Annotated in this window: 19 protein-coding genes; 14 read left to right on the plus strand and 5 right to left on the minus strand. The window is 71.0% G+C overall.

What is annotated here, in order from left to right; all coding sequences use genetic code 11:
- Positions 1-3: 3 nt before the first annotated feature.
- Entirely contained in the window at positions 4-1005 is a 1002-nt protein-coding gene (locus tag IE325_RS00675) for a multicopper oxidase domain-containing protein (RefSeq protein ID WP_190067633.1), read from the minus strand.
- A gap of 178 nt (positions 1006-1183) precedes the next feature.
- Between IE325_RS00675 and IE325_RS00680 the strand changes: the two genes are divergently transcribed.
- Entirely contained in the window at positions 1184-3661 is a 2478-nt protein-coding gene (locus IE325_RS00680) for a ThuA domain-containing protein (RefSeq protein ID WP_190067634.1), read from the plus strand.
- Positions 3662-3675: 14 nt separating this feature from the next.
- A complete protein-coding gene (locus tag IE325_RS00685; protein WP_190068467.1) occupies positions 3676-5853 on the plus strand; it encodes an OmpL47-type beta-barrel domain-containing protein in 2178 nt (725 codons plus the stop codon).
- Here IE325_RS00685 and ligD read toward each other — a convergent pair.
- A complete protein-coding gene (gene ligD, locus IE325_RS00690; RefSeq protein WP_190067635.1) occupies positions 5850-6863 on the minus strand; it encodes a non-homologous end-joining DNA ligase in 1014 nt (337 codons plus the stop codon). The genes IE325_RS00685 and ligD overlap by 4 nt on opposite strands.
- Positions 6864-6937: 74 nt before the next feature.
- Between ligD and IE325_RS00695 the strand changes: the two genes are divergently transcribed.
- Entirely contained in the window at positions 6938-8008 is a 1071-nt protein-coding gene (locus tag IE325_RS00695; RefSeq protein ID WP_190067636.1) for an ATP-dependent DNA ligase, read from the plus strand.
- 15 nt (positions 8009-8023) lie between these two features.
- Here the strand turns inward: IE325_RS00695 and IE325_RS00700 are convergent, their stop codons facing one another.
- Positions 8024-9262, minus strand: coding sequence for a zinc-dependent alcohol dehydrogenase (locus IE325_RS00700; RefSeq protein ID WP_190067637.1), 1239 nt, complete (start codon positions 9260-9262; stop codon positions 8024-8026).
- 240 nt (positions 9263-9502) lie between these two features.
- On the opposite strand from IE325_RS00700, the gene IE325_RS00705 reads away from it, so the two are divergent.
- Positions 9503-10450: a DUF3048 domain-containing protein gene (locus IE325_RS00705; RefSeq protein ID WP_190067638.1), complete on the plus strand. Its 948-nt coding sequence runs from the start codon at positions 9503-9505 to the stop codon at positions 10448-10450.
- Between the two features lie 23 nt (positions 10451-10473).
- On the opposite strand, the gene IE325_RS00710 is transcribed toward IE325_RS00705, so the two are convergent.
- Entirely contained in the window at positions 10474-10938 is a 465-nt protein-coding gene (locus IE325_RS00710) for a MarR family winged helix-turn-helix transcriptional regulator (RefSeq protein WP_190067639.1), read from the minus strand.
- Positions 10939-11149: 211 nt separating this feature from the next.
- Between IE325_RS00710 and IE325_RS00715 the strand changes: the two genes are divergently transcribed.
- The 8 genes from IE325_RS00715 (at position 11150) to IE325_RS00750 (ending at position 18411) form a co-directional block, all read left to right on the plus strand.
- Positions 11150-11905 carry a CoA transferase subunit A gene (locus tag IE325_RS00715; RefSeq protein WP_190067640.1) on the plus strand — a complete coding sequence of 252 codons (756 nt, stop codon included), beginning with the start codon at positions 11150-11152 and terminating at the stop codon, positions 11903-11905.
- Positions 11905-12549: a CoA transferase subunit B gene (locus tag IE325_RS00720; protein WP_190067641.1), complete on the plus strand. Its 645-nt coding sequence runs from the start codon at positions 11905-11907 to the stop codon at positions 12547-12549. The genes IE325_RS00715 and IE325_RS00720 overlap by 1 nt, the downstream gene beginning before the upstream one ends.
- A complete protein-coding gene (locus IE325_RS00725; RefSeq protein WP_190067642.1) occupies positions 12546-13748 on the plus strand; it encodes a thiolase family protein in 1203 nt (400 codons plus the stop codon). Before IE325_RS00720 ends, IE325_RS00725 begins: the two co-directional genes overlap by 4 nt.
- 17 nt (positions 13749-13765) lie before the next feature.
- A complete protein-coding gene (gene pcaH / locus IE325_RS00730; RefSeq protein ID WP_190067643.1) occupies positions 13766-14539 on the plus strand; it encodes a protocatechuate 3,4-dioxygenase subunit beta in 774 nt (257 codons plus the stop codon).
- A gap of 6 nt (positions 14540-14545) precedes the next feature.
- The gene (pcaG, locus tag IE325_RS00735; RefSeq protein ID WP_190067644.1) at positions 14546-15151 is read left to right on the plus strand and encodes a protocatechuate 3,4-dioxygenase subunit alpha; all 606 of its coding nucleotides are present in this window, start codon (positions 14546-14548) and stop codon (positions 15149-15151) included.
- Entirely contained in the window at positions 15148-16446 is a 1299-nt protein-coding gene (pcaB, locus tag IE325_RS00740; protein WP_190067645.1) for a 3-carboxy-cis,cis-muconate cycloisomerase, read from the plus strand. Before pcaG ends, pcaB begins: the two co-directional genes overlap by 4 nt.
- Complete coding sequence (gene pcaDC, locus IE325_RS00745; protein ID WP_190067646.1) at positions 16443-17555, plus strand: bifunctional 3-oxoadipate enol-lactonase/4-carboxymuconolactone decarboxylase PcaDC; 1113 nt, start codon at positions 16443-16445, stop codon at positions 17553-17555. Before pcaB ends, pcaDC begins: the two co-directional genes overlap by 4 nt.
- Positions 17556-17619: 64 nt before the next feature.
- Positions 17620-18411 carry an SDR family NAD(P)-dependent oxidoreductase gene (locus IE325_RS00750; protein WP_190067647.1) on the plus strand — a complete coding sequence of 264 codons (792 nt, stop codon included), beginning with the start codon at positions 17620-17622 and terminating at the stop codon, positions 18409-18411.
- A gap of 101 nt (positions 18412-18512) precedes the next feature.
- On the opposite strand, the gene IE325_RS00755 is transcribed toward IE325_RS00750, so the two are convergent.
- Positions 18513-21182 carry an ATP-binding protein gene (locus IE325_RS00755; RefSeq protein WP_190067648.1) on the minus strand — a complete coding sequence of 890 codons (2670 nt, stop codon included), beginning with the start codon at positions 21180-21182 and terminating at the stop codon, positions 18513-18515.
- Between the two features lie 206 nt (positions 21183-21388).
- Here IE325_RS00755 and IE325_RS00760 point away from each other — a divergent pair, with 206 nt between their 5' ends.
- Both IE325_RS00760 and IE325_RS00765 read left to right on the plus strand, forming a co-directional pair.
- Complete coding sequence (locus IE325_RS00760) at positions 21389-22660, plus strand: MFS transporter (protein ID WP_190067649.1); 1272 nt, start codon at positions 21389-21391, stop codon at positions 22658-22660.
- Positions 22661-22664: 4 nt separating this feature from the next.
- A complete protein-coding gene (locus IE325_RS00765) occupies positions 22665-23819 on the plus strand; it encodes an anhydro-N-acetylmuramic acid kinase (RefSeq protein ID WP_190067650.1) in 1155 nt (384 codons plus the stop codon).
- Positions 23820-23860 lie beyond the last annotated feature (41 nt).

Consider the following 23860-nt stretch of genomic DNA (forward strand, 5'->3'; position numbering starts at 1 on the left):
CCGTCAGTGCTCGTGCGCAGACCCGGAAGCCGCCTCCGCACCATGCTCATGCGGCTCGTAACCGGGAATCGTGCCGTCCGTCTTCTTCACCAGGAACAGCCCCACCATCCCCATGTCGGAGTGGCTCTGCACATGGCAGTGATACATCCACGCGCCCGCCCCGACCCCCTCCCCCGCGATCACCTGGAAGCCGAAGGAGTCGGCCGGGCCGACGATCTTGTTGTCGATGACCTGGCTGGGGTCGTCGGGGCCGGTCAGCATGCCCGTGCGGTTGTCCGCCCAGCGGTGACCGTGCATATGGAAGGTGTGGTAGTACTCGCCGTGCGTGATCATCACGAACTCGACGCGATCGCCCACCGTGGCCTCGAAGTTGGGCCCGCTGTGGGCGGGTTTGTTGTTGATGAGCATGTCGTTGAAGACGATGGTGTGGGTCGCGTCCGGCAGGATGTCGCCCTTGCGGCGGACGATGACCGGGCCGTAGAGCCCTTTGCGGATGCCACCCGTGCCGTGTTCCGTGCCGACCACGTGGTCGTGGTAGTGCCAGTAGCCCGCGCTGCCCGCCCGCCAGGTGCCGTCCTTTCGGCGGCCGGGGGCGTGGGTGCGCCAGGTGTAGGTGCGGGTGCCGCCGGGCTCGACATCGCTCTTGTTGAGTTTCGTGCCGTCGCTGGTGATCTCGTAGTCGAGGCCGTGGACATGCAGGCTCACCGGCACGTCCATCGTGTTCTCGAACTCGACGTGCAGGGTGTCGCCCTCGTTGAGTTCGATGAGCGGGCCGGGGATGGTCGCCTTGCCCTTCTCCAGGCCGTAGCCCATCTGTCCGTCGGCGAGCTTCTCGGCGTACAGCTTGAGGTGTCTCACCTCGCCGCCGGCCGGGGCGGTCCTCGGCGGGGTGTCGGCACCCACGGCCTCGGGTACCGATGCCAGCGACAACGATGTCGCGACGGTGGCACCACCCAGCAGTACACGTCTGTTGAAGCTGCGCCGGTCGAAGCTGCGTCTGTCCATGCCGAACTCCCCACGGCGGTACGGAAATTACGGGGGTGAACCGGTGAGACGGTACCGGCCACCTTTCCGTTTATCCACACCCAGGACAAAGTTCGCCGCACTTCGGTCATAGGTATTGGCGAGTTGTTCAAAGGGGTCTAGCTTCCTTGTCGCTGTTGCTGTGACCGTGGAGGTGCCCATGCGCTTACGAGGGTTGAGCACGAGAAGACAGACCAGCGTGGCTGCTGTGACGGCAGGGATCGTCGCCGCCGGACTGATGGCAGCCCCGGCGGCCGACGCGCGCCCTGTCCCCGAACCATCCCTGACAACGATGTCCATCAAGTCGCCCCCGGGCGGCGCAAATGTACGGGTGCTCGTCTTCTACGGGTCCGCCGCGGCCGGCGAGGAGTCGCCGCTGGTGAACGCCGGTATCGAGGCGATAGAGAAGATCGGCCTGTCGGGCCCCGCCGAGCAGCGTTTCGCGACCGTGGCCACCGACGACGCCTCGGTGTTCACTGATGAGACCAAGCTGGGCCGGTTCAATTCCATCGTGTTCCTGACCGGCGGCGGTGATGTCCTCGACCCGGAGCAGGAGGCGGGACTTGAGGCCTATATGGAGGCCGGCGGCGGTTTCGTCGGCGTCCATGACGCGGCCCGCGCGGAGCCGTACTCCGACTGGTTCACCGGTCTCGTGGGTGCCCGCCCGGCGGCCGGCGGCCCGACGAACGCTCAGCGCGCGGTCGTCGAGGTCGGCGACCGTCGGCATCCGGCCACCAAGGATCTGCCGCTGCAGTGGAAGCGGCCGGACAAATGGCTGAACTGGGCGAAGAACCCCTCGGGTGACGTGCACACGGTCGCCCGGGTGCGGGAGTCGAGCTATCAGCCGGGCACGAGCGCCAACGGCTGGGATCACCCGGTGAGTTGGTGCCGCGACTACGACGGCGGCCGGTCCTTCTACACCGGCATGGGCGGCACGGTGTCGTCGTACGACGAGACCGACTTCCGTACGCATCTGCGCGGCGCCCTACTGTGGACCACCCGGCTCTCCCAGGCCGACTGCAAGGCCACCATCAACGGCAACTACAAGGCCGAGCGCCTCACCCAGGCCAACCAGCCGGGCCAGAACGACCAGATCGGCGAACCGCACGGCCTGGTCACGGCCCCCGACGGCCGGGTGCTCTACATCGGCCGGGGCGGCGCCGACTCCTCCCAGCCGGTGGTCACCGACTGGAACAACCCGGACATCGGCAAGGGCAAGGGCGAGATCCATGTCTACGACCCGAAGACCAAGAAGGTCACCCTGGCCGGGGCGCTCACGGTGTTCGGCAACAAGGGCGGCGGCGATGAGCTGATCAAGGTCGAGGAGGGGCTGCTCGGCATCGAGCTCGACCCGCGCTTCGAGGAGAACGGCTGGGTGTATCTGCACTACACCCCGCACTCGCAGCTCGACCGCGACAAGCAGATGGCCGAGCGGCGCATCTCCCGCTTCACGCTCGACCTCGCCACCAACAAGCTGGACCTGGGCAGTGAGAAGGTGCTGCTCAAGTGGCCGGTACAGGTGCACAGTTGCTGTCACGCGGGCGGCGGGATGACCTGGGACTCCAAGGGCAACCTGTACATCGCGACCGGCGACAACAACTCCAGCGGGTTCAGCGGCGGTTACTCGGGCAACAATCCCGAGCCCAACTACAAGGGCGTGTCCTTCGCCGACGCGCGCCGCACCGCCGGCAACACCAACAACCTCAACGGCAAGATCCTGCGCATCCACCCGGAGCCGGACGGCACCTACACGCTGCCGGCGGGCAACCTCTTCACCGGCGAGGAGCCGGACGAGGGCGGCGGGAAGACGCGCGGCGAGATCTATGTGATGGGCGTCAGGAACCCGGCGCGCATCTTCGTCGACAAGACCACCGACACCCTGTACGCGGGCTGGGTCGGCCCCGACGCGGGCGCTCCGTCGACGACCTGGGGTCCGGCCAAGTACGACACGTTCGCCGTCATCACCAAGGCGAGCAACCGCGGCTGGCCGTACTGCATGGGCAACAAGCAGCCCTACCGGGACCGCAATCTGCCGGATCCGACCAAGCCGCTGGGCTGGTACGACTGCGACCACCCGAAGAACGAGTCGCCGAACAACGACGGCCTCGTCAACCTTCCGCCGGTCACCGGCAACAACATCTGGTACTCGCCCCAGGGCGGCGCCCCGGACTACCCGCGCGACGCGAACGGCGTGCCGTCGTACAAGCAGGAGGAGGCCTCCTACGGGCTGCCGTGGCTCAAGGGCGGCGGTCAGGCCGCGATGAACGGGCCGGTCTACCGGTACGACGCGGCGAGCAGCAGCGGCACCAAGTGGCCGGCCTACTGGGACGGCAAGTGGTTCGTCGGTGACTTCTACGACGCCGACCAGCCGCGCAACGCGGTGCTCACCGACCCGAAGACGCACGGGGACGGCGGCTTGCCGGTGCACTCGGAGTCGCTGAAGAAGATCGTGCCGATCGGCAACGACGGCATCAAGAACCTCATGGACTGGAAGTTCGGTCCGGACGGCGCGCTGTATGTGCTCGACTACGGCCGGGGCTTCTTCACCTCGGACGCCAAGTCAGCGCTGTGGCGGGTCACTTACACGGGCGGCGGGCCGACCCCGGCCGCCGATCAGCTGGCGAGGGGGGCGCGGTGACCCGGCGACGAAGAATGTGGGCGGCCCTGTTGGCCGCACTCATGGTGGTGCTCGGGCTGCAGGCCCTACCCGCGACCGGACAGCCACAAGCCGCGGCTCAGGTTCTCACCTGGACCGCCGGTGACGACATCACGAAGTACGCTTCGGCCCCCACGACGGCTGTGGCAGGCGCGACGACGATCGTCTTCGAGAACAGCACGGCGACCGGCAACACCACCGGCATGCCGCACACGTTGACGTTCGACACCTCCGATCCCGAGTACAACAACGATGTCCAGCTGAACATCCTCGCCAACCCGAACGACGACCAGGGCGGCAAGCACACCGCCGAGGTCACGCTCACCCCCGGCCGCTACCGCTACTACTGCACGATCCCGGGTCACGGGCAGATGCAGGGCATCCTGGTCGTGACCGAGGGCAGCGGCGAGGACACGACGGCACCGGAGGCGTCCGCGCACGTCAGCGGGACGCAGAACGCCCAGGGGCAGTACGTCGGTTCGGCGAGCGTGGCACTGCACGCCACCGACAACGAGGGCGGCTCCGGCATCGACCGCGTCGAGTACGCGGTCGGCGACGCGGGCGCCTGGACGCCGTACACCACGCCGGTCGTGGTCGATCAGGTCGGCGATCACAAGATCCGTTATCGCGCCCTCGACAAGGCGGGGAACGTCTCCGCGGAGAAGAGCGTCACCTTCACGGTCGTCGCGCCGCCCACCGATGACACGACGGCGCCGGAGACCTCGGCGACGGTCACCGGCGAGCAGAACCCGGACGGGACGTACATCGACATGGCGACCGTGACCGTGTCCGCGTCCGACACCGGTTCCGGCGTCAACACCATCGAGTACGCCATCGGCGACGGTGCCTGGCAGGCCTACACCGCTCCGGTGATGGTGCATCAGGTCGGCTCGCACACGGTGCGCTATCGGGCCACCGACAAGGCGGGCAATGTCGCCGCCGAGAAGAACGTGCAGTTCACGGTGGTGGCGTCGCCGCAGCCGGACACCACTCCGCCGGTGACGGGCGTGACGGTCGAGGGCACGAAGAACTCGTCCGGTGCGTACATCGGCAGCGCCAAGGTGACCGTCGCGGCGACCGACGAACACGGCGGTTCGGGCGTCGACCGGATCGAGTACTCGATCGACGGCGGGCCCTATCTGGCGTACGGCGCACCGGTGGTCGTGGACCGGGCGGGCACGCACACCCTCGGGTACCGGGCCACCGACAAGGCGGGGAACACCTCCTCGGCCCGCACGGTGACCTTCACCGTCGTCACCGGTCAGGTCCCGGCACCCAACTGCGCCGAGTTCGACGAACGTCTGACGGTGATCGTCGGCACGGTCGACTCGGGTGTCCCGAACCGGATCACCAACAGCCGGTGCCGGATCAACGAGTTGATCGAGGACGAGCGGGAGTGGACGTCCCAGGCGCTGTTCCTCAAGCATGTGAAGACGGTCCTGGACAAGCTCCTCAAGGAGGGGGTCGTCGACCAGCGCGAGTACAACGCCATCCGCAAGGCCGCCCGTGAGTCCGGGATCGGCAAGCCCGGCCAGACCGAGGGCTACCGCACGATCCTCGACGGCAGCGCCGAGTCGTTCACCAAGTGGCAGCAGGTGGGCGGCGGTTCGTTCGCGCCGAACGGCGACGGCTCGATCACGTCCGGGACGACGAAGGACGGCCTGGGCATGCTGTGGTTCCCCGAGCGCAAGTACGGCGACTTCTCACTCAAGCTCCAGTGGCGCGATGACGCCCCTGGCACGGGCAACGCCAACTCCGGTGTGTTCGTGCGCTTCCCGTGGGTCCATGACCACCCCGAGGAGTCACGGCCGGAGTGGGTCGCCATCAAGTACGGGCACGAGATGCAGGTGCTCGACCGGCCCGACGGCGACATGTACAAGACGGGTTCGGTCTACGGCTTCGACCGGGTGGGGCTCGCCGGTGCCGGCGTCACCCAGAAGGGCACGTGGAACGACTACGAGATCCGGGTGGTCGACCAGCACTACTCGGTCTACCGCAACGGTGTGCTGATCAACGAGTTCGACAACACCGGCGGCCAGGAGTTCGTCCCGCCCCGCTCGGACGACCCGGGCACGGACGGACGGCGGTTCGCCTCCGGCTACATCGGGCTCCAGGTGCACAGCACGACGGACGTGGTGTCGTACCGGGACGTCCGGATCAAGGAGTTGCCCTAAGTATCCTTACGGGCTCGGCTCGGCTGTACCCGCTTGGGTTCGCCCGGCATCTTCGGGTACTCGGGCGGGTACGGCAGATCGCCGAGCCCGTGGTCGCGTTCGTCCTTGTCGGCCAGCTCCAGGAGCGCGTCCAGCGAGAAGCGGTGGTCGTCCATGACCGCGTGTACGTCGCCGAGTTCGGCGAAGCGCGCGGGCATGGTCGCGATGTCGAAGTCCTGCGGGTGGGCCGTGCCGACCTCATCCCAGGTCAGGGGTGCGGAGACGGGGGCGTGCGGGCGGGGCCGTACGGAATAGGCCGAGGCGATGGTGCGGTCGCGGGCCGTCTGGTTGTAGTCCACGAAGATGCGCTCGCCCCGCTCCTCCTTCCACCACTTGATCGTCACCTGCTCCGGCATCCGCCGCTCCAGCTCCCGCCCGACGGCGATGGCGGCGCGCCGGACCTGGGTGAACGTCCAGCGCGGCTCGATGGGCACGAAGACATGCAGGCCACGGCCGCCGGAGGTCTTGGGCCAGCCGCGCAGGCCGCCGAACTCTTCGAGGACGGCTCGCAGTTCATGGGCGGCGCGGACGGCGTCGTCGAAGTCGGTGCCGGGCTGTGGGTCGAGGTCGATGCGGAGTTCGTCGGGGCTGTCGACGTCGCCGCGGCGGACCGGCCAGGGGTGGAAGGTGAGCGTGCCGTACTGCGCGGCCCACAGGACGGCGGCCTCCTCGGTGGGGCACATCTCGTCGGCGCTGCGCCCGCTGGGGAAGGTGATGTGGGCGGTGGGGATCCAGTCGGGCATGTTCTTGGGCGCCCGCTTCTGGTAGAACCACTCGCCGGTCACGCCGTCCGGGTAGCGCTGCAGGGTGGTGGGCCGGTCGCGCAGGGCGCGCAGGATGCCGGGGCCGACGGCGATGTAGTACTGGGCCAGGTCCAGCTTGGTGAACCCACGCTCCGGGAAGAAGATCTTCCCCGGGTTGGACAGCCGTACGGTCCGCCCGCCGGCCTCCAGCTCCACCGCTTCACCCATGCGAGCCACGGTAGGCGCAGCGGGCATGCCGCGCACACCGGGCGGCGGGAGCCGGATGCGAGCAGAATCGGACCATGGACCTGCCGGTGATGCCGCCCCTGAAGCCGATGCTCGCCAAGTCGGTGGCGAAGATTCCGCCGGGCATGCAGTACGAGGCGAAGTGGGACGGGTTCCGGGCGATCGTGTTCCGTGACGGGGACGAGGTCGAGCTGGGCAGTCGTACGACCAAGTCGCTGACCAGGTATTTTCCCGAGCTGGTGGCGGGGTTGAAGGAGCGGTTGCCCGAGCGGTGCGTGCTGGACGGGGAGATCGTGATCGCGCGGGAGGGGCGGCTGGACTTCGACGCGCTCACCGAGCGCATCCACCCGGCGGACTCCAGGGTGCGGACGCTGGCCGAGCGGACCCCGGCGTCGTTCGTGGCGTTCGATCTGCTGGCGCTGGCCGACGAGTCGCTGGTGGAGACGCCGCTGGCGGACCGGCGGGCGCTGCTCACCATGGCGTTGTCGGGGGTGACGGCCCCGGTGCATGTGGCGCCGGCGACGACCGATGTGGCGACGGCGCAGGGGTGGTTCGAGCAGTACGAGGGCGCCGGTCTGGACGGAGTGATCGCCAAGCCGCTCACGCTGCGCTATCTCCCGGACGAACGGGCCATGTTCAAGATCAAGCACGAGCGGACGGCCGATGTCGTCGTCGCCGGCTACCGGCTGCACAAGAGCGGGCCCATCGTGGGTTCCCTGCTGCTCGGTCTCTACGACGACCAGGGCACCCTCCAGCATGTGGGGGTGTCGGCCGCGTTCTCGATGAAGCGGCGGGCCGAGCTGATCGAGGAGCTGGAGCCGCTGCGGATGGAGGATGCCGCGGGGCATCCCTGGGCGGCCTGGGCCGAGGAGGCGGCGCATGAGTCGGCCCGGCTGCCGGGGGCGCCGAGCCGCTGGTCGGGCAAGAAGGATCTGTCCTGGGTGCCGCTGAGGCCGGAGCGGGTGGTCGAGGTGGCGTACGACCACATGGAGAACGGGGTGCGCTTCCGGCACACGGCCCGCTTCCGCCGCTGGCGCCCGGACCGCACCCCGGAGAGCTGCACCTACGCGCAGCTGGAGGAGCCGGTGCGCTACGACCTGGCGGCGATCTTCGGCCCGCAGGCCTGACCCTCAGCCTGGAATTCAGGGCTTCATCAGCACCTTCACCGCGCCGTCCTCCTTGTGCTGGAACATCTCGTACGCCTGCGGGGCGTCGCTCAGCGGCAGCCGGTGGGTGGCGAAGTCGTCCACGCCGAGGGGGTCCTCGTCCGTGAGGTACGGCAGGATGTCGTCGCTCCAGCGGCGCACATTGGCCTGCCCCATGCGGATCTGGATCTGCTTGTCGAACAGGGTGAGCAGCGGGATCGGGTCCGCGGTACCGCCGTACAGCCCGGACAGGGAGATGGTGCCGCCGCGCCGTACCAGTTCGATGGCGGTGTGCAGGGCGGCGAGCCGGTCGACGCTTATGCGTTCGGCGAGCGGCGCGCTGATCCTGCGCGGCAGCATCGCCGAGGCCTGCTGGGCCAGCCGGGCGGCGGCGCTGCCGTGGGCCTCGGTACCGACCGCGTCGACGACGGCGTCGGGTCCGCGGCCGTCGGTGCGGTCGCGGATGGCGGAGACCAGCTCCTTCTCGTTGTCGAAGCTCCTCAGGTCGAAGGTCTCGACGCCCCGTTCCCGCGCCCGCCGCAGCCGCTCGGGCACCAGGTCCACCCCGAACACCCTCCCCCAGTTCTCGCGAATGCTCGAACCGGGGGGACCCCCAGTCGCTCCGCTCGCGCCCCGGACCTGTGCGATCCGGCAGGCCATGTCGCCGATGGGCCCGAGGCCGAGCACGGCGAGGCTGCCGCCCTCGGGGACCTCGGCGTAGCGGACCGCCTGCCAGGCGGTGGGCAGCACGTCGGAGAGGTAGACGAACCGGTCGTCGGGCGGCCCGTCGGGGATCTTGATCGGGCCGTACTGCGCCTGCGGGACCCGCAGATACTCGGCCTGGGCGCCGGGCACCGAGCCGTACAGCCGGGTGTAGCCGAACAGGGCGGCGCCCATGCCCTCGCCGGTGACCTGGGTGGTCTCGCACTGGGTGGGCAGCCCGGTCAGGCACATCCAGCAGTTGCCGCAGGCGATCTGGAACGGCACCACGACCCGGTCCCCCGCCTGGAGGTCCGGCACCGCGGCGCCGACCTCCTCGACGACGCCGATCGGCTCGTGGCCGAGGATGTCCCCGGGCGTCATGAACGGCGTGAGCACCTCGTACAAGTGCAGGTCGGAACCGCACAGCCCGCTGGAGGTGATGCGGACGACGGCGTCCGTCGGCTCCTGGATCTCCGGATCGGGCACGGTCTCCACCCGCACGTCCCGCTTGCCCTGCCAGGTCACTGCCCTCATGGCCCGCGCTCCCTCCGTCATCCGCGCGTCCGCGCTCCCGGGCCGCCCGGGTACCCGGCGCTCCCCCGCCCAACCACCGGGTCAGGGCCGATCGGCGGATTCACCGGGACCGCCGAAAGCAACCGGGTATGACTACCTATGAACAGATAAGCGCACAATTGCTGACATGAACCGGACGGGTGGCTACGGGTGACGACAGTGGGCGGACAACGAGCGGCGCGCACCAGACGTGCCACGACCATGACGGGGCTGCTGGCAGCCGCACTGGCGGCCTCGCTGGCCGCGGGCTGCACGACGTCGGACGGACCCCGCGACGACGGGCGCGGGCAGGGGCGCACATCGGCGCCCGGTGACGACGAGAGCATGGCGAAGGGCCTCGCGGCGCTCGCCGTGAAGATCGACAACTCGCGTTCCGCACGGCCCCACACAGGCCTGAACGAGGCGGACATCGTGTACGTCGAGCAGGTCGAGGGCGGACTGAGCCGTCTGATGGCGGTGTACGCGCAGAAGCTGCCGAAGGTCATCGGGCCGGTGCGCAGCGCACGCGAGAGCGACCTCGAAGTGCTCCGCCAGTTCAACCGGCCGGTGCTCGCCTTCTCCGGGGCGCAGAGCCGGCTCCTGCCGCTGATCGACAGGGCCCCCGTGCAGGCACGGCCGCCGGAGAAGGCGACCAAGGCGTACTTCCGCGGCAAGTACCGGCCCGCACCGCACAACCTCTATCTGCGGCCCCACCGGCTGATGGCCTCCCCGCCGGGCACCTCCGTCCTGACGACCGGCTTCACCTTCGGCGCCGCCCCGCGCGGCGGCAAGGCCACGGCCTCCCAGACGGTGCGCTACGACCTCGCCCGGTTCACCTTCACCTGGTCGAGGAGCCAGAACCGCTGGATGGTCGCCATGGACGGCAGGGCCGCCAGTACGAGCGACGGCAAGCGGGTCATGGCGGGCACGGTGATCGTGCAGTACGTGAAGGTGCGCAAGTCCACCTTCCACGACAAGCTCGGCCACTACACGCCTTACACCCAGACGGTCGGCTCCGGGAAGGCGAGGGTGCTGCGCGACGGCCGCGCCTACAACGTCAATTGGAAGCGTCCGAAGGCCGCGGCCGGCACGACGTTCACCACGAAGGACGGCAAGCCGATGAACCTCCAGCACGGCCAGGTGTGGGTGGTGTACGCCAACGCGTCCTGAGCGTTGGGGAGGCAGGGCCGGGATCAGGGTTGCGCGACGAGGGGTTCCCCCGGGTTGCGCAACCCCTCGGCCGCGTCGGCGACCCGACGGATCAGATCGAAGAACAGCGTCTGCTCCTCGGCGGAGAGCGGCGCCAGGAAGACCTGGTTCATCCGGGCCGTGCGCACGGTCAGCTTCTTGTGGGTGCGCAGCCCGTCGTCCGTGAGGCGCAGCAGGAAGCGTCGGCCGTCCTGGGGGTCGCGGACCTTGTCGAGCAGCCCGCGCCGGCCCAGCCGGCTGATCACCTCGGCGATCGTGGACCGGTCGAGCCCGACCCGCTCCCCCACCGTGCGCTGGTCCAGGCCCGGCTCGGCGACGAGGGTGTTGAGGACGGCGAACTGGGGCGAGGTGATCTCCTCGGAGACCATCGTGTTCCACAGCAGGTAGTGCGCCTGCTGGAGCCGCCGGGCCAGATGCCCGGGGTGGGTGGTGAGGTCCACGGCGGCCATGCGCGCTCCCTGGTCGTATTCGTCGGTGCACTGAACAATACCTGTCCTCTACCTGACTGTCTGCGGCTCACGCCATCGGACAGGGCTCACATTTACCGAGGTCTTGACGGCTTCCCGCTCCGGTGGCAGCGTGAGGGAGAACCTCGCAGAAATAATCAGTGCCCTGACTAATTGAGGGTGCTGGGAGCTCGGAAGAGATGGGGCTTCTCGGATGGACAAGGTGGTCGCCACGGCCCAGGAGGCAGTGGCCGAGGTGGGCGACGGCGCGTCGCTCGCGGTGGGTGGCTTCGGGCTGAGCGGTGTGCCGAACGTGCTGATCCAGGCTCTGTACGAGCAGGGCACCGGCTCGCTGTCGGTGGTCTCCAACAACTGCGGGGCGATGGAGTCCGGGCTCGCGGTACTGCTCGCCGCCGGACGTATCGCCCGGGTCACCGGCTCCTACATCGGCGCGAACAAGGAGTTCGCCCGGCAGTACCTGGCCGGTGAGCTGGAGGTCGAGATGATCCCGCAGGGCACCCTGGCCGAGCGGCTGCGGGCCGGCGGCGCCGGGATCCCCGCCTTCTACACACCGGCCGGAGTCGGCACCCAGGTCGCCGACGGCGGCCTTCCGTGGCGCTACGACGGCTCCGGCGGGGTCGCGCTGGCCTCGCCGCCGAAGGAGGTGCGGGAGTTCGACGGCGTCGAGTACGTCATGGAGCGCGGGATCCGCACCGACTTCGCCCTGGTCCGGGCCGCCAAGGGCGACCGGCACGGGAACCTGGTGTTCAACAAGTCCACCCGGAACTTCAACCCCCTCGCGGCGATGGCCGGGCGGGTGACGATCGCCGAGGTCGAGGAACTCGTGGAGCCCGGCGGGATCGACCCGGACGCCGTGCATCTGCCGGGGATCTTCGTGCAGCGGGTGCTGGCGCTGACGCCCGAGCAGGCGGCGGACAAGAAGATCGAGCAGCGGACGGTGAGCAGCTGATGGCCTGGACACGCGAGCAGATGGCCGCGCGGGCGGCGCGCGAGCTTCAGGACGGGCAGTACGTCAATCTCGGCATCGGCCTGCCGACGCTGATCCCGAACCATCTCCCCGAGGGCGTGGAGGTGATCCTGGAGTCCGAGAACGGCATCCTGGGCACCGGCCCCTACCCCACCGAGGACCAGGTCGACCCGGATCTGATCAACGCGGGCAAGGAGACCGTCACCGTACTGCCGGGGGCGTCCTTCTTCGACTCGGCGCTGTCCTTCTCGATGATCAGGGGCGGGCACATCGATGTCGCCGTGCTGGGCGCGATGCAGGTGTCCGAGACCGGTGACCTGGCGAACTGGGCGATCCCCGGCAAGATGATCACCGGCATCGGCGGCGCGATGGACCTGGTGCACGGCGCCCGCACGGTGACAGTGCTGATGACCCACACGGCCAAGGACGGCTCCCCGAAGATCCTTGATCAATGCGCGCTGCCGCTGACGGGGAAGGCGTGCGTGAACCGGATCATCACCGACCTCGGCGTGCTGGACATCACCGACGACGGGCTGCGGCTCGTCGAGACCGCGCCCGGCGTGGGCGTCGACGAGATCCTCGCCAAGACCGATGCCAAGGTGACCGTCGCGGAGGGCCTGCTGTGAACACCGTCTACCTCGTCGACGCGGTCCGCACCCCGATCGGCCGCTACAACGGCACGCTGGCCTCCGTCCGCCCGGACGACCTGGCCGCGCACGCCATCCGCGAACTCCTGGGCCGTACGCCCGACTTGGACCCGTCCCGGATCGAGGACGTCTATTTCGGCAACGCCAACGGCGCCGGCGAGGAGAACCGCAACGTCGGCCGCATGGCCGCGCTCCTCGCCGGGCTGCCGACCTCCGTGCCGGGCGTGACCGTCAACCGGCTGTGCGCGTCCGGCCTGGAGGCCGTGATCCAGGCGGCCCGCGCCATCGCCGCCGGGGACGCCTCCATCGCCGTGGCCGGCGGGGTCGAGTCGATGACGAGGGCGCCGTACGTCCTGCCCAAGTCCGACAAGCCGTTCCCGGCCGGGCATGCCGAGCTGTACTCCACCACGCTGGGCTGGCGCATGGTCAACCCCAGGATGGAGCCGCAGTGGACGATCCCGCTCGGTGAGTCGGCGGAACTGATCGCCGACAAGCACAAGATCACGCGCGAGCAGCAGGACGAGTACGCGCTGGCCTCGCACCAGAAGGCCGCAGCGGCCCAGCAGGCCGGTCTGTTCGACGCCGAGCTCGCGCCTGTGTCGGTTCCGCAGCGCAAGGGTGACGCGGTGGTGTTCGGGGCGGATGAATGCGTACGAGGAGACGCCTCCCTGGCTGCGATGGCTCGGCTGAAGCCGTCGTTCCGCAAGGACGGCGGGACGGTCACCGCCGGCAATGCCTCACCGCTCAACGACGGCGCCGCCGCCCTGCTCCTCGTCGACGAGGAGGGCCTGAAGGCCACCGGCCGCGAGCCCCTCGCCCGGATCTCCGCGACCGGCGTGCACGCCCTCGACCCCGACTACTTCGGGCTCGCGCCCGTCGAGGCCGTCAACCGCGCCCTCGCCAAGGCAGGCAAGGGCTTCGGCGACCTGTCGGTCCTCGAACTGAACGAGGCCTTCGCCGCACAGGTGCTGGGCTGTGTCGCCGAGTGGCCCGAGTTCGACCCGGCGATCCTCAACCCCCAGGGCGGAGCCATCGCCCTCGGCCACCCCCTCGGTGCCTCCGGTGCCCGCCTCGCCGGCACCGTCGCCCACCAACTCGCCCGCAAGGGCGGCGGAGTCGGCGTCGCCACCCTCTGCATCGGCGTCGGCCAGGGCCTCGCCCTCGTCCTCGAACGTTAACGGAACGCAGGATCCCCATGACACTCACCCAGCACGACATCGACCTCGAAATCGCCGCCGAGCGCGCCGCCTACGAGAAGCGCCTCGCCGACGGCGCCCCGGTGGAGCATCAACCCCGCCGCGACTACGCCCCGTACCGCTCCTCCGTCCTCCGCCACCCCAAGCAGCCGCCCGTCTCCATCGACGTCAGCAAGGACCCGGAGCTGGTGGAGCTGCACTCCCCCGCCTTCGGGGAGCGGGACATCACCGAGATCGACAATGACCTCACCCGGCAGCACACCGGTGAGCCGATCGGTGAGCGCATCACCGTCGAGGGGCGGCTTCTCGATCGTGACGGGCGTCCGATCCGGGGTCAGCTCGTCGAGATCTGGCAGGCGAACTCGGCCGGACGTTACGCCCATCAGCGCGAGCAGCACGACGCGCCGCTGGACCCGAACTTCACTGGCGTCGGCCGCACCCTGACCGACGACAGCGGCTTCTACCGCTTCACCACCATCCAGCCGGGGCCGTACCCCTGGCGCCAGCACGTCAACGCGTGGCGGCCGGCACACATCCACTTCTCCGTCTTCGGCACGGCGTTCACGCAGCGGCTCGTGACGCAGATGTACTTCCCTAGCGACCCGCTGTTCCCGTACGACCCGATCATCCAGTCGGTCACGGACGACGCGGCCCGGCAGCGGCTGGTCGCGACATACGACCACAGCCTGTCGGTGCCGGAGTTCTCGATGGGCTACCACTGGGACATCGTGCTCGACGGGCCGCACGCCACCTGGATCGAAGAAGGGCGCTGACCTCCCATGACGAAGATCGACACGAGTCGCCCGGAGACGGTGCTCCCGACGCCCTCGCACACCGTCGGCCCCTTCTACGGCCATGCCCTGCCCTTCCCCGGCGGCGGCGACATCGCGCCCCTCGGCCACCCGGACACGATCGTGCTCCAGGGGTACGTCCTGGACGGCGAGGGCGATCCGCTGCCGGACGCCTTCGTGGAGCTGTGGGGCGCCGACCCGGACGGCGATGTCCCGCGCGTCGACGGCTCGATGCGGCGCGACCCGGCGAGCGGCGGCTTCCTGGGGCGCAACGGGGTGGAGTTCACCGGCTGGGGGCGGGTGCAGACCGATGCCAACGGCCACTGGACGGCCCGTACGCTGCGGCCGGGGGCGCGTGGGCTGAGCGCGCCGTACCTCAGTGTGTGCGTGTTCGCGCGCGGGCTGCTGGTGCATCTGTTCACCCGGATCTATCTGCCGGGCGACGAGGCGTCGCTGGCGGCCGACCCGCTGCTCGCGCGGGTGGACGAGGCGCGCCGGGGCACGCTGATCGCCGAGGAGCGGGGCCCTGCCGCCTACCGTTTCGACATCCGCCTTCAGGGCGAAGGCGAAACGGTCTTCCTGGAGTTCCAGTGACTTCTGCCGATCCCGACGACACCGGTCTGCTCGCCCCCGGGTGGACGGGTTCCCCCGGCGCGTCGGCCACCTCCGACACCGCCTACCTCCAGGCGCTGCTCGACGCGGAGGCCGCGCTCACCCGGGCCCAGGCCGCCCTTGGCCTCGCCCCGGCCGAGGCTGCCTCGGCGGTGACGGCGGCGGCCGACGCCGGCCGTTTCGACGTGCGCTCCCTCGCCGGGCGCGCCCGCGCCGGTGGCAACCCGGTGATTCCCCTGGTCGCGGATCTGACGAAGGCGGTCGGTGAGGCGTACGGCCCCCATGTCCACCGGGGCGCGACCAGTCAGGACATCATGGACACGGCGACGATGCTGGTCGCCGCGCGCACGCTCGATCTGCTCCTCGCCGATCTCGCCCGTGCCGAGCGCGCCCTGTCCCGGCTGGCCGCCGAGCACCGCGACACCGCGCTGCCGGGGCGGACACTGACCCAGCACGCGGTGCCGACGACGTTCGGGCTGAAGGCGGCCGGGTGGCGGGCGCTGGTGCTCGACGCGCGGGACCGGGTGACGGCCGTACGGGACTCGCTGCCCGCCCAACTCGGCGGTGCAGCGGGAACGTTGGCGGCCTTCGGAGCGTACGGCGCGGGCGATCCGACCGGGCTTCCGGCGGCGTACGCCCATGAACTCGGCCTTCGGGAGCCGGAGTTGCCCTGGCACACGCTGCGCACGCCGGTCGCCGATCTCGCCGGGTGTCTCGCCTTCACGGCGGGCGCGCTCGGCAAGGTCGCCGTGGACGTCCTCACGCTCTCCCGCACCGAGATCGCGGAGCTCGCGGAGGGCAGCGGCGGGGGCTCGTCGGCGATGCCGCACAAGTCCAATCCCGTACGGTCCACCCTGATCGTCGCCGCGGCGCGGCGTGCACCTCAGCTCGCGGCCACGCTGTACGGGGCGCTGGTGGCGGAGGACGAGCGGCCCGCGGGGGCCTGGCATGCCGAGTGGGAGCCGCTGCGGGAGCTGCTGCGGCTGGTCGGCGGGGCGGCGAGGGACGCCGTGGAACTGGCCGAGGGGCTGAGAGTGCGCCCCGATGTCATGCGTGAACACCTCGATCTCACCCACGGGTTGATCGTGTCCGAGCGGCTGTCCGCCGAGCTGGCCCCGGTGCTGGGCCGGGCCCGTGCCAAGGAACTGCTCACCCGGCTGGCGTCCGAGGGCCGCCCGCTCGCCGAGGCACCGGAGCTGGCGGACGTCGACCTCGACCCCACCCACTACACCGGCACGGCCGGAACCCTCACCGACCGTGCTCTGGAGCGACGTTGACACTCCTCGACCACCGTGCCGAAGGGCCCACCTCGGCACCGCCACTGCTGCTCGGACCCTCGCTCGGCACCTCGTACGCCCTGTGGGACAAGGTCGCGCCGGAGCTGTCGATCACGCATCGCGTGGTCCGCTGGAATCTGCCGGGGCACGGTGGCGCGGCGGCCGATCTGATCGAGGCGGGGGCCACCGTCGGTGACCTCGCCGGACTGGTGCTGGCGCTCGCCGACTCGCTGGGCATCGAGCGGTTCGCGTACGCGGGTGTCTCGCTCGGCGGCGCGGTCGGACTGCATCTCGCCGTGCACCACCCCGAGCGGGTCGGCTCGCTGGCCGTGATCTGTTCGTCGGCGCACTTCAACGGCTCGAAGCCGTGGGAGGAGCGGGCCGCGCTGGTGCGGCGCGAGGGGCTCGCGGGGCTGGCGGAGAGCGCTGACGCCCGCTGGTTCACGCCGGGGTTCACCGTGCCGGAGCTGGTCCAGGACCACCGGGACGCCGATCCGGAGGCGTACGCCGCGTGCTGTGACGCGCTCGCCGCCTTCGACCTGCGGGACCGGCTGACCGATATCTCCGCGCGGACGCTGCTGATCGCCGGGCGCCAGGACCCGGCGACCCCGCCGGCGCATCTGCGGGAGATCGCGGACGCGGTGCCCGGCGCCGCGCTGGTCGAGCTCCCCGGGGCCTCCCACCTGGCGCCCGCGCAGTGCCCGGAAGCGGTGCTGACGGCGCTGCGGGCCCACCTCGGCGGCGGCGCCGAGCGGGGCATGGCGGTACGGCGCGAAGTCCTCGGCGACACCCACGTGGACCGCGCGCAGGCCAGGCAGACCCCCTTCACCGCACGCTTCCAGGACTTCATCTCGCGCTACGCCTGGGGCGAGATCTGGACCGACCCGACGCTCACCCGCCGCGAGCGCAGCATGATCACCCTGACGGCGCTGGTCGCGCACGGCCACTACAACGAGCTGGCCATGCATGTCCGGGCGGCCCGGCGCAATGGGCTGACGCCGGACGAGATCGGCGCCGTACTGCTCCAGACGGCCGTGTACTGCGGGGTTCCGGCGGCGAACTCGGCGTTCGCGGCGGCCCAGCGGGTGCTCGCGGAGGAGGAAGGGTGACCCTGCCGGTCGTAGGTCCAGCAGCCGCTCGCACATCTCCGCGCCCCGTGCCTACGGTGGAGGCATGTCCACCGTACTGATCACCGGCGCCACCTCGGGACTCGGCCGCCATGTCGCCTTCGAGCTGGTGCGCTCCGGTCAGCGCGTCCTCGCACACGGCCGGGACGCCGACCGCACCGAGCGACTCGTGGCGGAGCTGCGGGCCGAGGGCGAGGCCGAGGGGTTCGTGGCGGATCTGGCCTCGCTGGGGCAGGTGCGGGAGCTGGCGTCGCATGTCGCCGGGGAGCATCCCGAGCTCGACGTACTGATCAACAACGCGGGGATCGGCTTCGGCGCACCCGACGCGCCCCGCGAACTCAGCGCCGACGGCCATGAACTGCGCCTGGCGGTCAACTACTTGGCACCGGTCGTACTGACCCGCGCCCTGCTTCCCGTACTACGCGCGAACGCACCCGCGCGGATCGTGAACGTCGGCTCCGCGGGCCAGGAACCCCTCGACTTCGACGACCCCGAACTCCTCCGCGGCTACGACGGCCGAACGGCGTACTGGCGCAGCAAGTTCGCCCTCGCAGCCCACACGTTCACCCTGGCCGAGGAGCTGGATGGCACCGGCGTCTCTGTAAATGTGCTGCATCCGGCGACCTACATGGACACGGGGATGGTCCGCGAGGGCGGCATCACGCCGTGGAACACGGTCGCGGAGGGCGCACCGGGCGTACTGGCTCTGGCGACGCAGGACATGGGGACGGGCGGCTACTACGACGGGACGACGAGGGCGCGGGCACATGAGGGGACGTACGACCCGGAGACGCGGCGACGCCTATCGGCCGTCACAGATCAACTCCTGAGGATCTGACGCCGTAAAGGGGCGCGGGGCTGTGTCGATGTGCGGCTCCGCCGCGTGGGCGCGACCAGCCCCCACGACGCCGCAGACAGAAACGGACCCCACCCGCCCCCTCAGCGGAGCGCCAGCGCCGCCTCAGCCTGAAGCACCAGCCCATCCGCCCCGCACGACAACGCCAGCGTCAACCCACGCCGGAGTTCGACGGAGGACCTCGCGGCGATGCCGTACTCGACCCGGGCGGCCGCGTGTTCGTACTGGCAGGGCGAGGCCTCCAGGTAGGCGACCGCCTGCTCGGCCAGCCGCACCGCGCGCTGCCCGGTCTCCAGCGCGGCGGCGCACCGCAGGGCCTCTCCGATGGCGGTGTCGGTGCCGAGGCGCTCGGCGCTGCGGCGTACTTCGGTGACGAGGCGGGCGGCGCGGGCCGGGTCCTCGCCGGCGAGGACGCGCGTCAGGTCGACGGCCCAGGGGACGAGCACGGGGTTGTGGTGGCCGCGCACGGACGCCGCCTTCTCGGCGGCCTCCAGTTCGTTGATGCCGTCCTGGACGCGGCCGACGGCGAGGAGCAGCCGGCCGCGGACCGAGCGGGGGTCCGGCAGGACGATGGTGGACGGGTAGGGCGGGGCGAAGCCGTACTGTTCGGCGATGTCCCAGGCCTCCTGGACATGGCCGCGGGCGAGCAGGGTGTCGACGAGGTTGCAGGTGGCGGACCAGTGCAGGGGCAGCCGTCGGCCGACGCGCTCGGCGAGGGCCAGCGACTTGCGCAGGGACGCCTCGGCCTCGCGGAGCCGTCCGCGCCTGCGCAGACCGAGCCCGACGTAGGCGTGGGCCAGGGAGAGGTGGCCGCCGCTCCAGCCGACGGATTCGTAGGCGCGCAGCGCCTCGTTGTAGAGGGCCTCGGCCCGGTCGAGGCGGTCGCTGTAGGCATAGGCGCTGGCCAGCATCATCGGCAGCTCGATGCCCCACTCCGGGTCGGTCCAGCCGAGGCCGGGGGCGAGGCGGCCGTTGACGAGGGCGCGGTCGCACAGCTCGACGACCTCCTCGGCGTTCTCACCGCGGGCCATGGCGTCGAAGCCGCGCAGTATGAGCAGGGCGCGCTCGGGGTTGTCGCGGCCGGTGCAGGTCCGGGCGAGTTCGGCGAGGCGCTCGGAGCGTCCGGGGGCGGGCGTCTCGCCGGCGTGGATGCCCTCCCACATGAACTGCACCGCCTGGAGCCGCAGCTTGGCCGGTCCGGCGGGGTGCCGGGCGGCCTCCGCCTCGACGGTGCGGACGGCCTCCTCCAGCTGGTCGTTGTGGAGGAGGGCCTGGGAGAGGCGGTAGACGGCGTCGACGCGTTCGTCGCCGTCGAGGCCGGGCATGGCGAGGGCGGTCTGGAGGTGGTCGATGGTGGTGGCGGGTGCGGTCAGCAGGGTGGCGCAGCCGAGTTCGTGGAGGACGCGCGCGTGGACCGCGGGCAGGGGTGGCTCCAGCAGGGCGCGCTCCAGGCAGCGGCGGGCCGCGTCGGGGGCTCCGACGGCGAGGTGCTCGCGGGCGGCCTCGCGCAGTTGCTCGACGAGTTCCTCGTCGTCGTCCGGGTGGACCTCCAGGAGGTGGCGGGCGGCGACCGCGGCGCCGTGGCCGTTGTCGGTGACGACGCGGGCGGCGATGCCGTGCATCGCGGTGCGCAGGGCGTCGGGAATGGAGTTGTAGACGGCGCTGGCGATCAGCGGATGCACGAACTGGAGCTCGCCGTCGTCGGGTTGGCCGCCCGCCGGGTCGGACTCGGTGAGGATGCGGGCGGTGCGCAGCTTGTCGGCGCAGCGCGCGGCCTCGTCGAAATTCATGGTGGCGAGTTCGGCGACCAGGTCGACGGAGATGCCGGTGCCGAGTATCGCCGCCGCCCAGGCGAACCGGGTGGCCTCGATGCCGAGGGTCTCCAGACGGGCGACGAGGCCGCCGCCGCGGGCCGCGCGGTTCAGTGCGCGCAGCTCGGCCGCGGCGGACTCGGTCGGTTCGTACTCGCTGTCCTGCACCTTGGCGAGGAGTTCGACGGTCTCGTACGGGTTGCCGCCGGTGACGGCCCAGACCTCGCGGCAGAACGGGGCGTCGGCGTGCGGGCCGAGGGTGGCGCGGGTGAGGCCGGCGGTGGCGTCGGGGGTGAGGGCGCTCAGGGTGGCGACGGAGGAGCCCGCGGCGGCGACGGTGTCGAGGTGGCGGGCGCCGTCGCCGCTGATCTCGCCGGGGCGGCGGGCGACCACGACCAGGACGCTCTGTTCGTCGAGGCGTTCGGCGAACGCGGCGAGCCAGCGCAGCGTCTCCTGGTCGGCCCAGTGGGCGTCGTCGACCAGCAGGACCAGCGGCCAGTCGCGCCGGGCCAGCCTGCGCACGGCGGCGACCAGTCCGTCGCACACGCCCTGCGGGTCGGCCTGGCGCTCGCCGGGGTCCGCTATGCCGAGGGCGGGGCCGGCGATGTCGTACCAGTCGCCGAGGTACTCGCGCGCCTCCTCCGGCATCAGCGACAGCAGCGCGGGCTGCAGCAGCTGCCGTACGACGTTGAACGGGACGGAGCTGAGGGTCTCGCTGCCGCGGGCGGACCACACGGTGCAGCCGCGGGCCTCGGCGATACGGCGGGTTTCGGCCAGCAGCGCGGTCTTGCCGAGTCCGGCCTCGCCCCGCAGCACCAGCAGGCCGCCCGAGGACGACTCGTCGGCACACAGGGCGTCGAGGGCTCCCTCGACCGCGGCGAGTTCCTCGTCGCGTTCCCAGAGGGAAGCCGAGGCGGCCGGTGTGGGCCGTACCTGCGTCATCCCGCTACCTCCCCAGATCGCCCTGTCGACGTACAGACATCGAGCGTAGCCGTCCGTCTGCCTAAGTGGAGGCCGGTCGGGGCAGCTGTTGCCGTGACGGGTGACGGGGAGTGCGGGCGGGCGACGCGCAGGGCCCGCGACCTGCCCCCGCATAACTGACCCACAGTCAGAATCCCATGCTCGAACGGCAGTCGGAAGGCGCGGACATGACGCTGACGTCCCAGGATCGAGGCACGGCACGCCCCAGCAGAGCCCTGGTCGCGGGGTCGGTGGGCAACTTCATCGAGTGGTACGAGTTCGGTGTCTACGGCTACTTCGCCACGATCATCGCGGCACGCTTCTTCACCCCGGAGGGCGGCAGCGAGGTCGAGGCGCTGGTCAAGACATACGCCTCGTTCGCGCTGGCGTTCTTCTTCCGGCCGGTCGGGGCGGCCCTTTTCGGCCGACTGGGCGACCGGATCGGCCGGCGTCCGGTGCTGATCCTCGTCATCACCCTGATGACGGGGGCGACGACGCTGATCGGCGTACTGCCCACGTACGCCACGGTGGGCGCCCTCGCGCCCTGGCTGCTCACGCTGCTGCGGGTGCTCCAAGGGCTGTCGGCGGGCGGCGAGTTCGGGGGCGCGGTGGCGGTGATGACCGAATTCGCGCCACCGGGGCGGCGTGGGCTGTACGGGTCGTGGCAGTCGTTCACCGTGGCGCTGGGGCTGCTCGGCGGTGCGGGGGCGGCGGCGCTGCTGGCCACCGTGCTGACCGAGCGGCAACTGGGCGACTGGGGCTGGCGGTTGCCGTTCCTGCTGACGCTGCCGATGGGGCTGGGGGCGCTGTGGTTGCGGCTGCGGCTGGACGAGACGCCGGCGTTCCGGCAGGAGTCGGAGGCCGAGCGGCCGCCCGCGCGTGCCGTGGCGGGGGCGATCGCGCTGGGCGCCGGGCGGATCATGGGATGGGCGGCGGCGGGATACACGTTCCTGGTGGTGCTGCCTTCTTACCTCCAGTCATCCCTCGACGCGACCTTCCAGCAGGCGCTGATCGCCACGGTGCTGGCCAATCTGGGGTTCGCGATGACGATCGTGCCGGCGGGGTGGGTGAGCGACCGGTTGGGGCGGCGGCCGGTGATGCTGACGGGGGCGGTGCTGGTGGTGGTGCTCGCGGTGCCGCTGCTCAACCTTCTTCAGGATCCGGGCGTTTCCCTCACCGTGAAGGGTGCGGCAGTGTGGGGCGCGGGTGCCGTGGTGGGGCTGATGGCGGGGCCGGGTCCGGCGATGCTCGCGGAGCTGTTCCCGACGAACGTCCGCTATACGGGTCTCGGACTCGCCTACGCCCTGTCCAATGCGGTCTTCTCGGGCTGTGCCGGGCTCATCATCACGGAGACGATCGAACGGACGGGGAGCGTGGACATCCCCGCGTACTACGCGGCGGCGACCTGCGCGGTGAGCGTGCTCGCGCTGGCGGCACGCCCGAGAGGAAAGGCGAGTTGAACGGATGCGGGTGATCGGCCTGATGTCGGGCACGTCGTACGACGCCATCGACGCCGGCGCCGCCGATCTGCGCCTGGTGGGCGACAGCCTCGTCGTCGAGCCGCTGGGGCTGGTGAGCGAGGCGTACGACGAGCCGCTGCGGGAGGCGCTCGCGGCGGCGCTGCCCCCGGCGACGACGTCGATGGAGGCCGTGTGCCGCCTCGACACCCTGATCGGGCGGGCGTTCGCGGCGACGGCCGTCCGGGCGGACCGTGAACTGTGCGCCGGGCGGGCCGAGTTGATCGCCTCGCACGGGCAGACCGTGTACCACTGGGCCGAGGACGGCCGGGTGCACGGCACGCTCCAGCTCGGGCAGCCCGCCTGGATCGCGGAGGCGACGGGCCTCCCCGTGGTCGCCGACTTCCGGCCGCGCGACATCGCCGCCGGCGGCCAGGGCGCACCGCTGGTCAGCCTGGTCGACCTGCTGTGGCTGCGCGGCCTGCCGGGCCGACCGGTCGCCCTCAACGTCGGTGGCATCGCCAACCTCACCGCACCCGACGGCACGGCCTTCGACACCGGGCCGGGCTGTGCGCTGATCGACGCGGCGGCGCGGGGATTCAGCGGCGGACGCCTGACGTACGACGCCGAGGGCGCGCTGGCCGCTCGCGGCACGGTCCACGAGCCGCTGCTGCGCCGACTGCTGGAGGAGCCGTACTACGCGCTCCCCGCACCGAAGACGACCGGCAAGGAACTGTTCCACCTCGGCCATCTGCGCGACGCCCTGTCCGGCGTGGGGACACTCCCCGCCGAGGACGTCATCGCCACGCTCACCATGCTGACGGCGCGGACGGTCGCCGACGCGGTGCGGGCGGTGGGCGCGACCGAGGTGATCGCCTCGGGCGGCGGGACCCGCAACCCCGTACTGATGCGGATGCTGGAGCAGCAGCTGCCCGGGGTGGTCCTGCGCACGTCCGACGAGTTGGGTCTGCCGTCGGCCGCGAAGGAGGCGTACGCCTTCGCGGTGCTGGGGTTCCTGACCGCCCACGGGCTCCCCGGTACCGTCCCGACGGCCACCGGGGCCCGGCACAGGAGCATGCTCGGTTCGATCACACCGGGACGGGATGGGGTGCGGCTGCCGGGGGGTGGCGGCGAGGGTCCGGTGCGGCTTGTGTTGGGGTAAATGCCGGAAGTCGGGCCGCCCGGAGCCGGTTCCTCTCATCC

This window comes from Streptomyces lanatus (assembly GCF_014655715.1).
Lineage (GTDB): Bacteria > Actinomycetota > Actinomycetes > Streptomycetales > Streptomycetaceae > Streptomyces > Streptomyces lanatus.

Excerpts from the sequence above, each read along its gene's own strand:
- IE325_RS00675 (WP_190067633.1), bottom strand. The coding sequence starts at position 1,005 with ATGGACAGACGCAGCTTCGACCGGCGCAGCTTCAACAGACGTGTACTG.
- IE325_RS00680 (WP_190067634.1), top strand. The coding sequence starts at position 1,184 with ATGCGCTTACGAGGGTTGAGCACGAGAAGACAGACCAGCGTGGCTGCT.
- IE325_RS00685 (WP_190068467.1), top strand. The coding sequence starts at position 3,676 with ATGTGGGCGGCCCTGTTGGCCGCACTCATGGTGGTGCTCGGGCTGCAG.
- ligD (WP_190067635.1), bottom strand. The coding sequence starts at position 6,863 with ATGGGTGAAGCGGTGGAGCTGGAGGCCGGCGGGCGGACCGTACGGCTG.
- IE325_RS00695 (WP_190067636.1), top strand. The coding sequence starts at position 6,938 with ATGGACCTGCCGGTGATGCCGCCCCTGAAGCCGATGCTCGCCAAGTCG.
- IE325_RS00700 (WP_190067637.1), bottom strand. The coding sequence starts at position 9,262 with ATGAGGGCAGTGACCTGGCAGGGCAAGCGGGACGTGCGGGTGGAGACC.
- IE325_RS00705 (WP_190067638.1), top strand. The coding sequence starts at position 9,503 with ATGACGGGGCTGCTGGCAGCCGCACTGGCGGCCTCGCTGGCCGCGGGC.
- IE325_RS00710 (WP_190067639.1), bottom strand. The coding sequence starts at position 10,938 with ATGGCCGCCGTGGACCTCACCACCCACCCCGGGCATCTGGCCCGGCGG.
- IE325_RS00715 (WP_190067640.1), top strand. The coding sequence starts at position 11,150 with ATGGACAAGGTGGTCGCCACGGCCCAGGAGGCAGTGGCCGAGGTGGGC.
- IE325_RS00720 (WP_190067641.1), top strand. The coding sequence starts at position 11,905 with ATGGCCTGGACACGCGAGCAGATGGCCGCGCGGGCGGCGCGCGAGCTT.
- pcaH (WP_190067643.1), top strand. The coding sequence starts at position 13,766 with ATGACACTCACCCAGCACGACATCGACCTCGAAATCGCCGCCGAGCGC.
- pcaG (WP_190067644.1), top strand. The coding sequence starts at position 14,546 with ATGACGAAGATCGACACGAGTCGCCCGGAGACGGTGCTCCCGACGCCC.
- IE325_RS00750 (WP_190067647.1), top strand. The coding sequence starts at position 17,620 with ATGTCCACCGTACTGATCACCGGCGCCACCTCGGGACTCGGCCGCCAT.
- IE325_RS00755 (WP_190067648.1), bottom strand. The coding sequence starts at position 21,182 with ATGACGCAGGTACGGCCCACACCGGCCGCCTCGGCTTCCCTCTGGGAA.
- IE325_RS00760 (WP_190067649.1), top strand. The coding sequence starts at position 21,389 with ATGACGCTGACGTCCCAGGATCGAGGCACGGCACGCCCCAGCAGAGCC.
- IE325_RS00765 (WP_190067650.1), top strand. The coding sequence starts at position 22,665 with ATGCGGGTGATCGGCCTGATGTCGGGCACGTCGTACGACGCCATCGAC.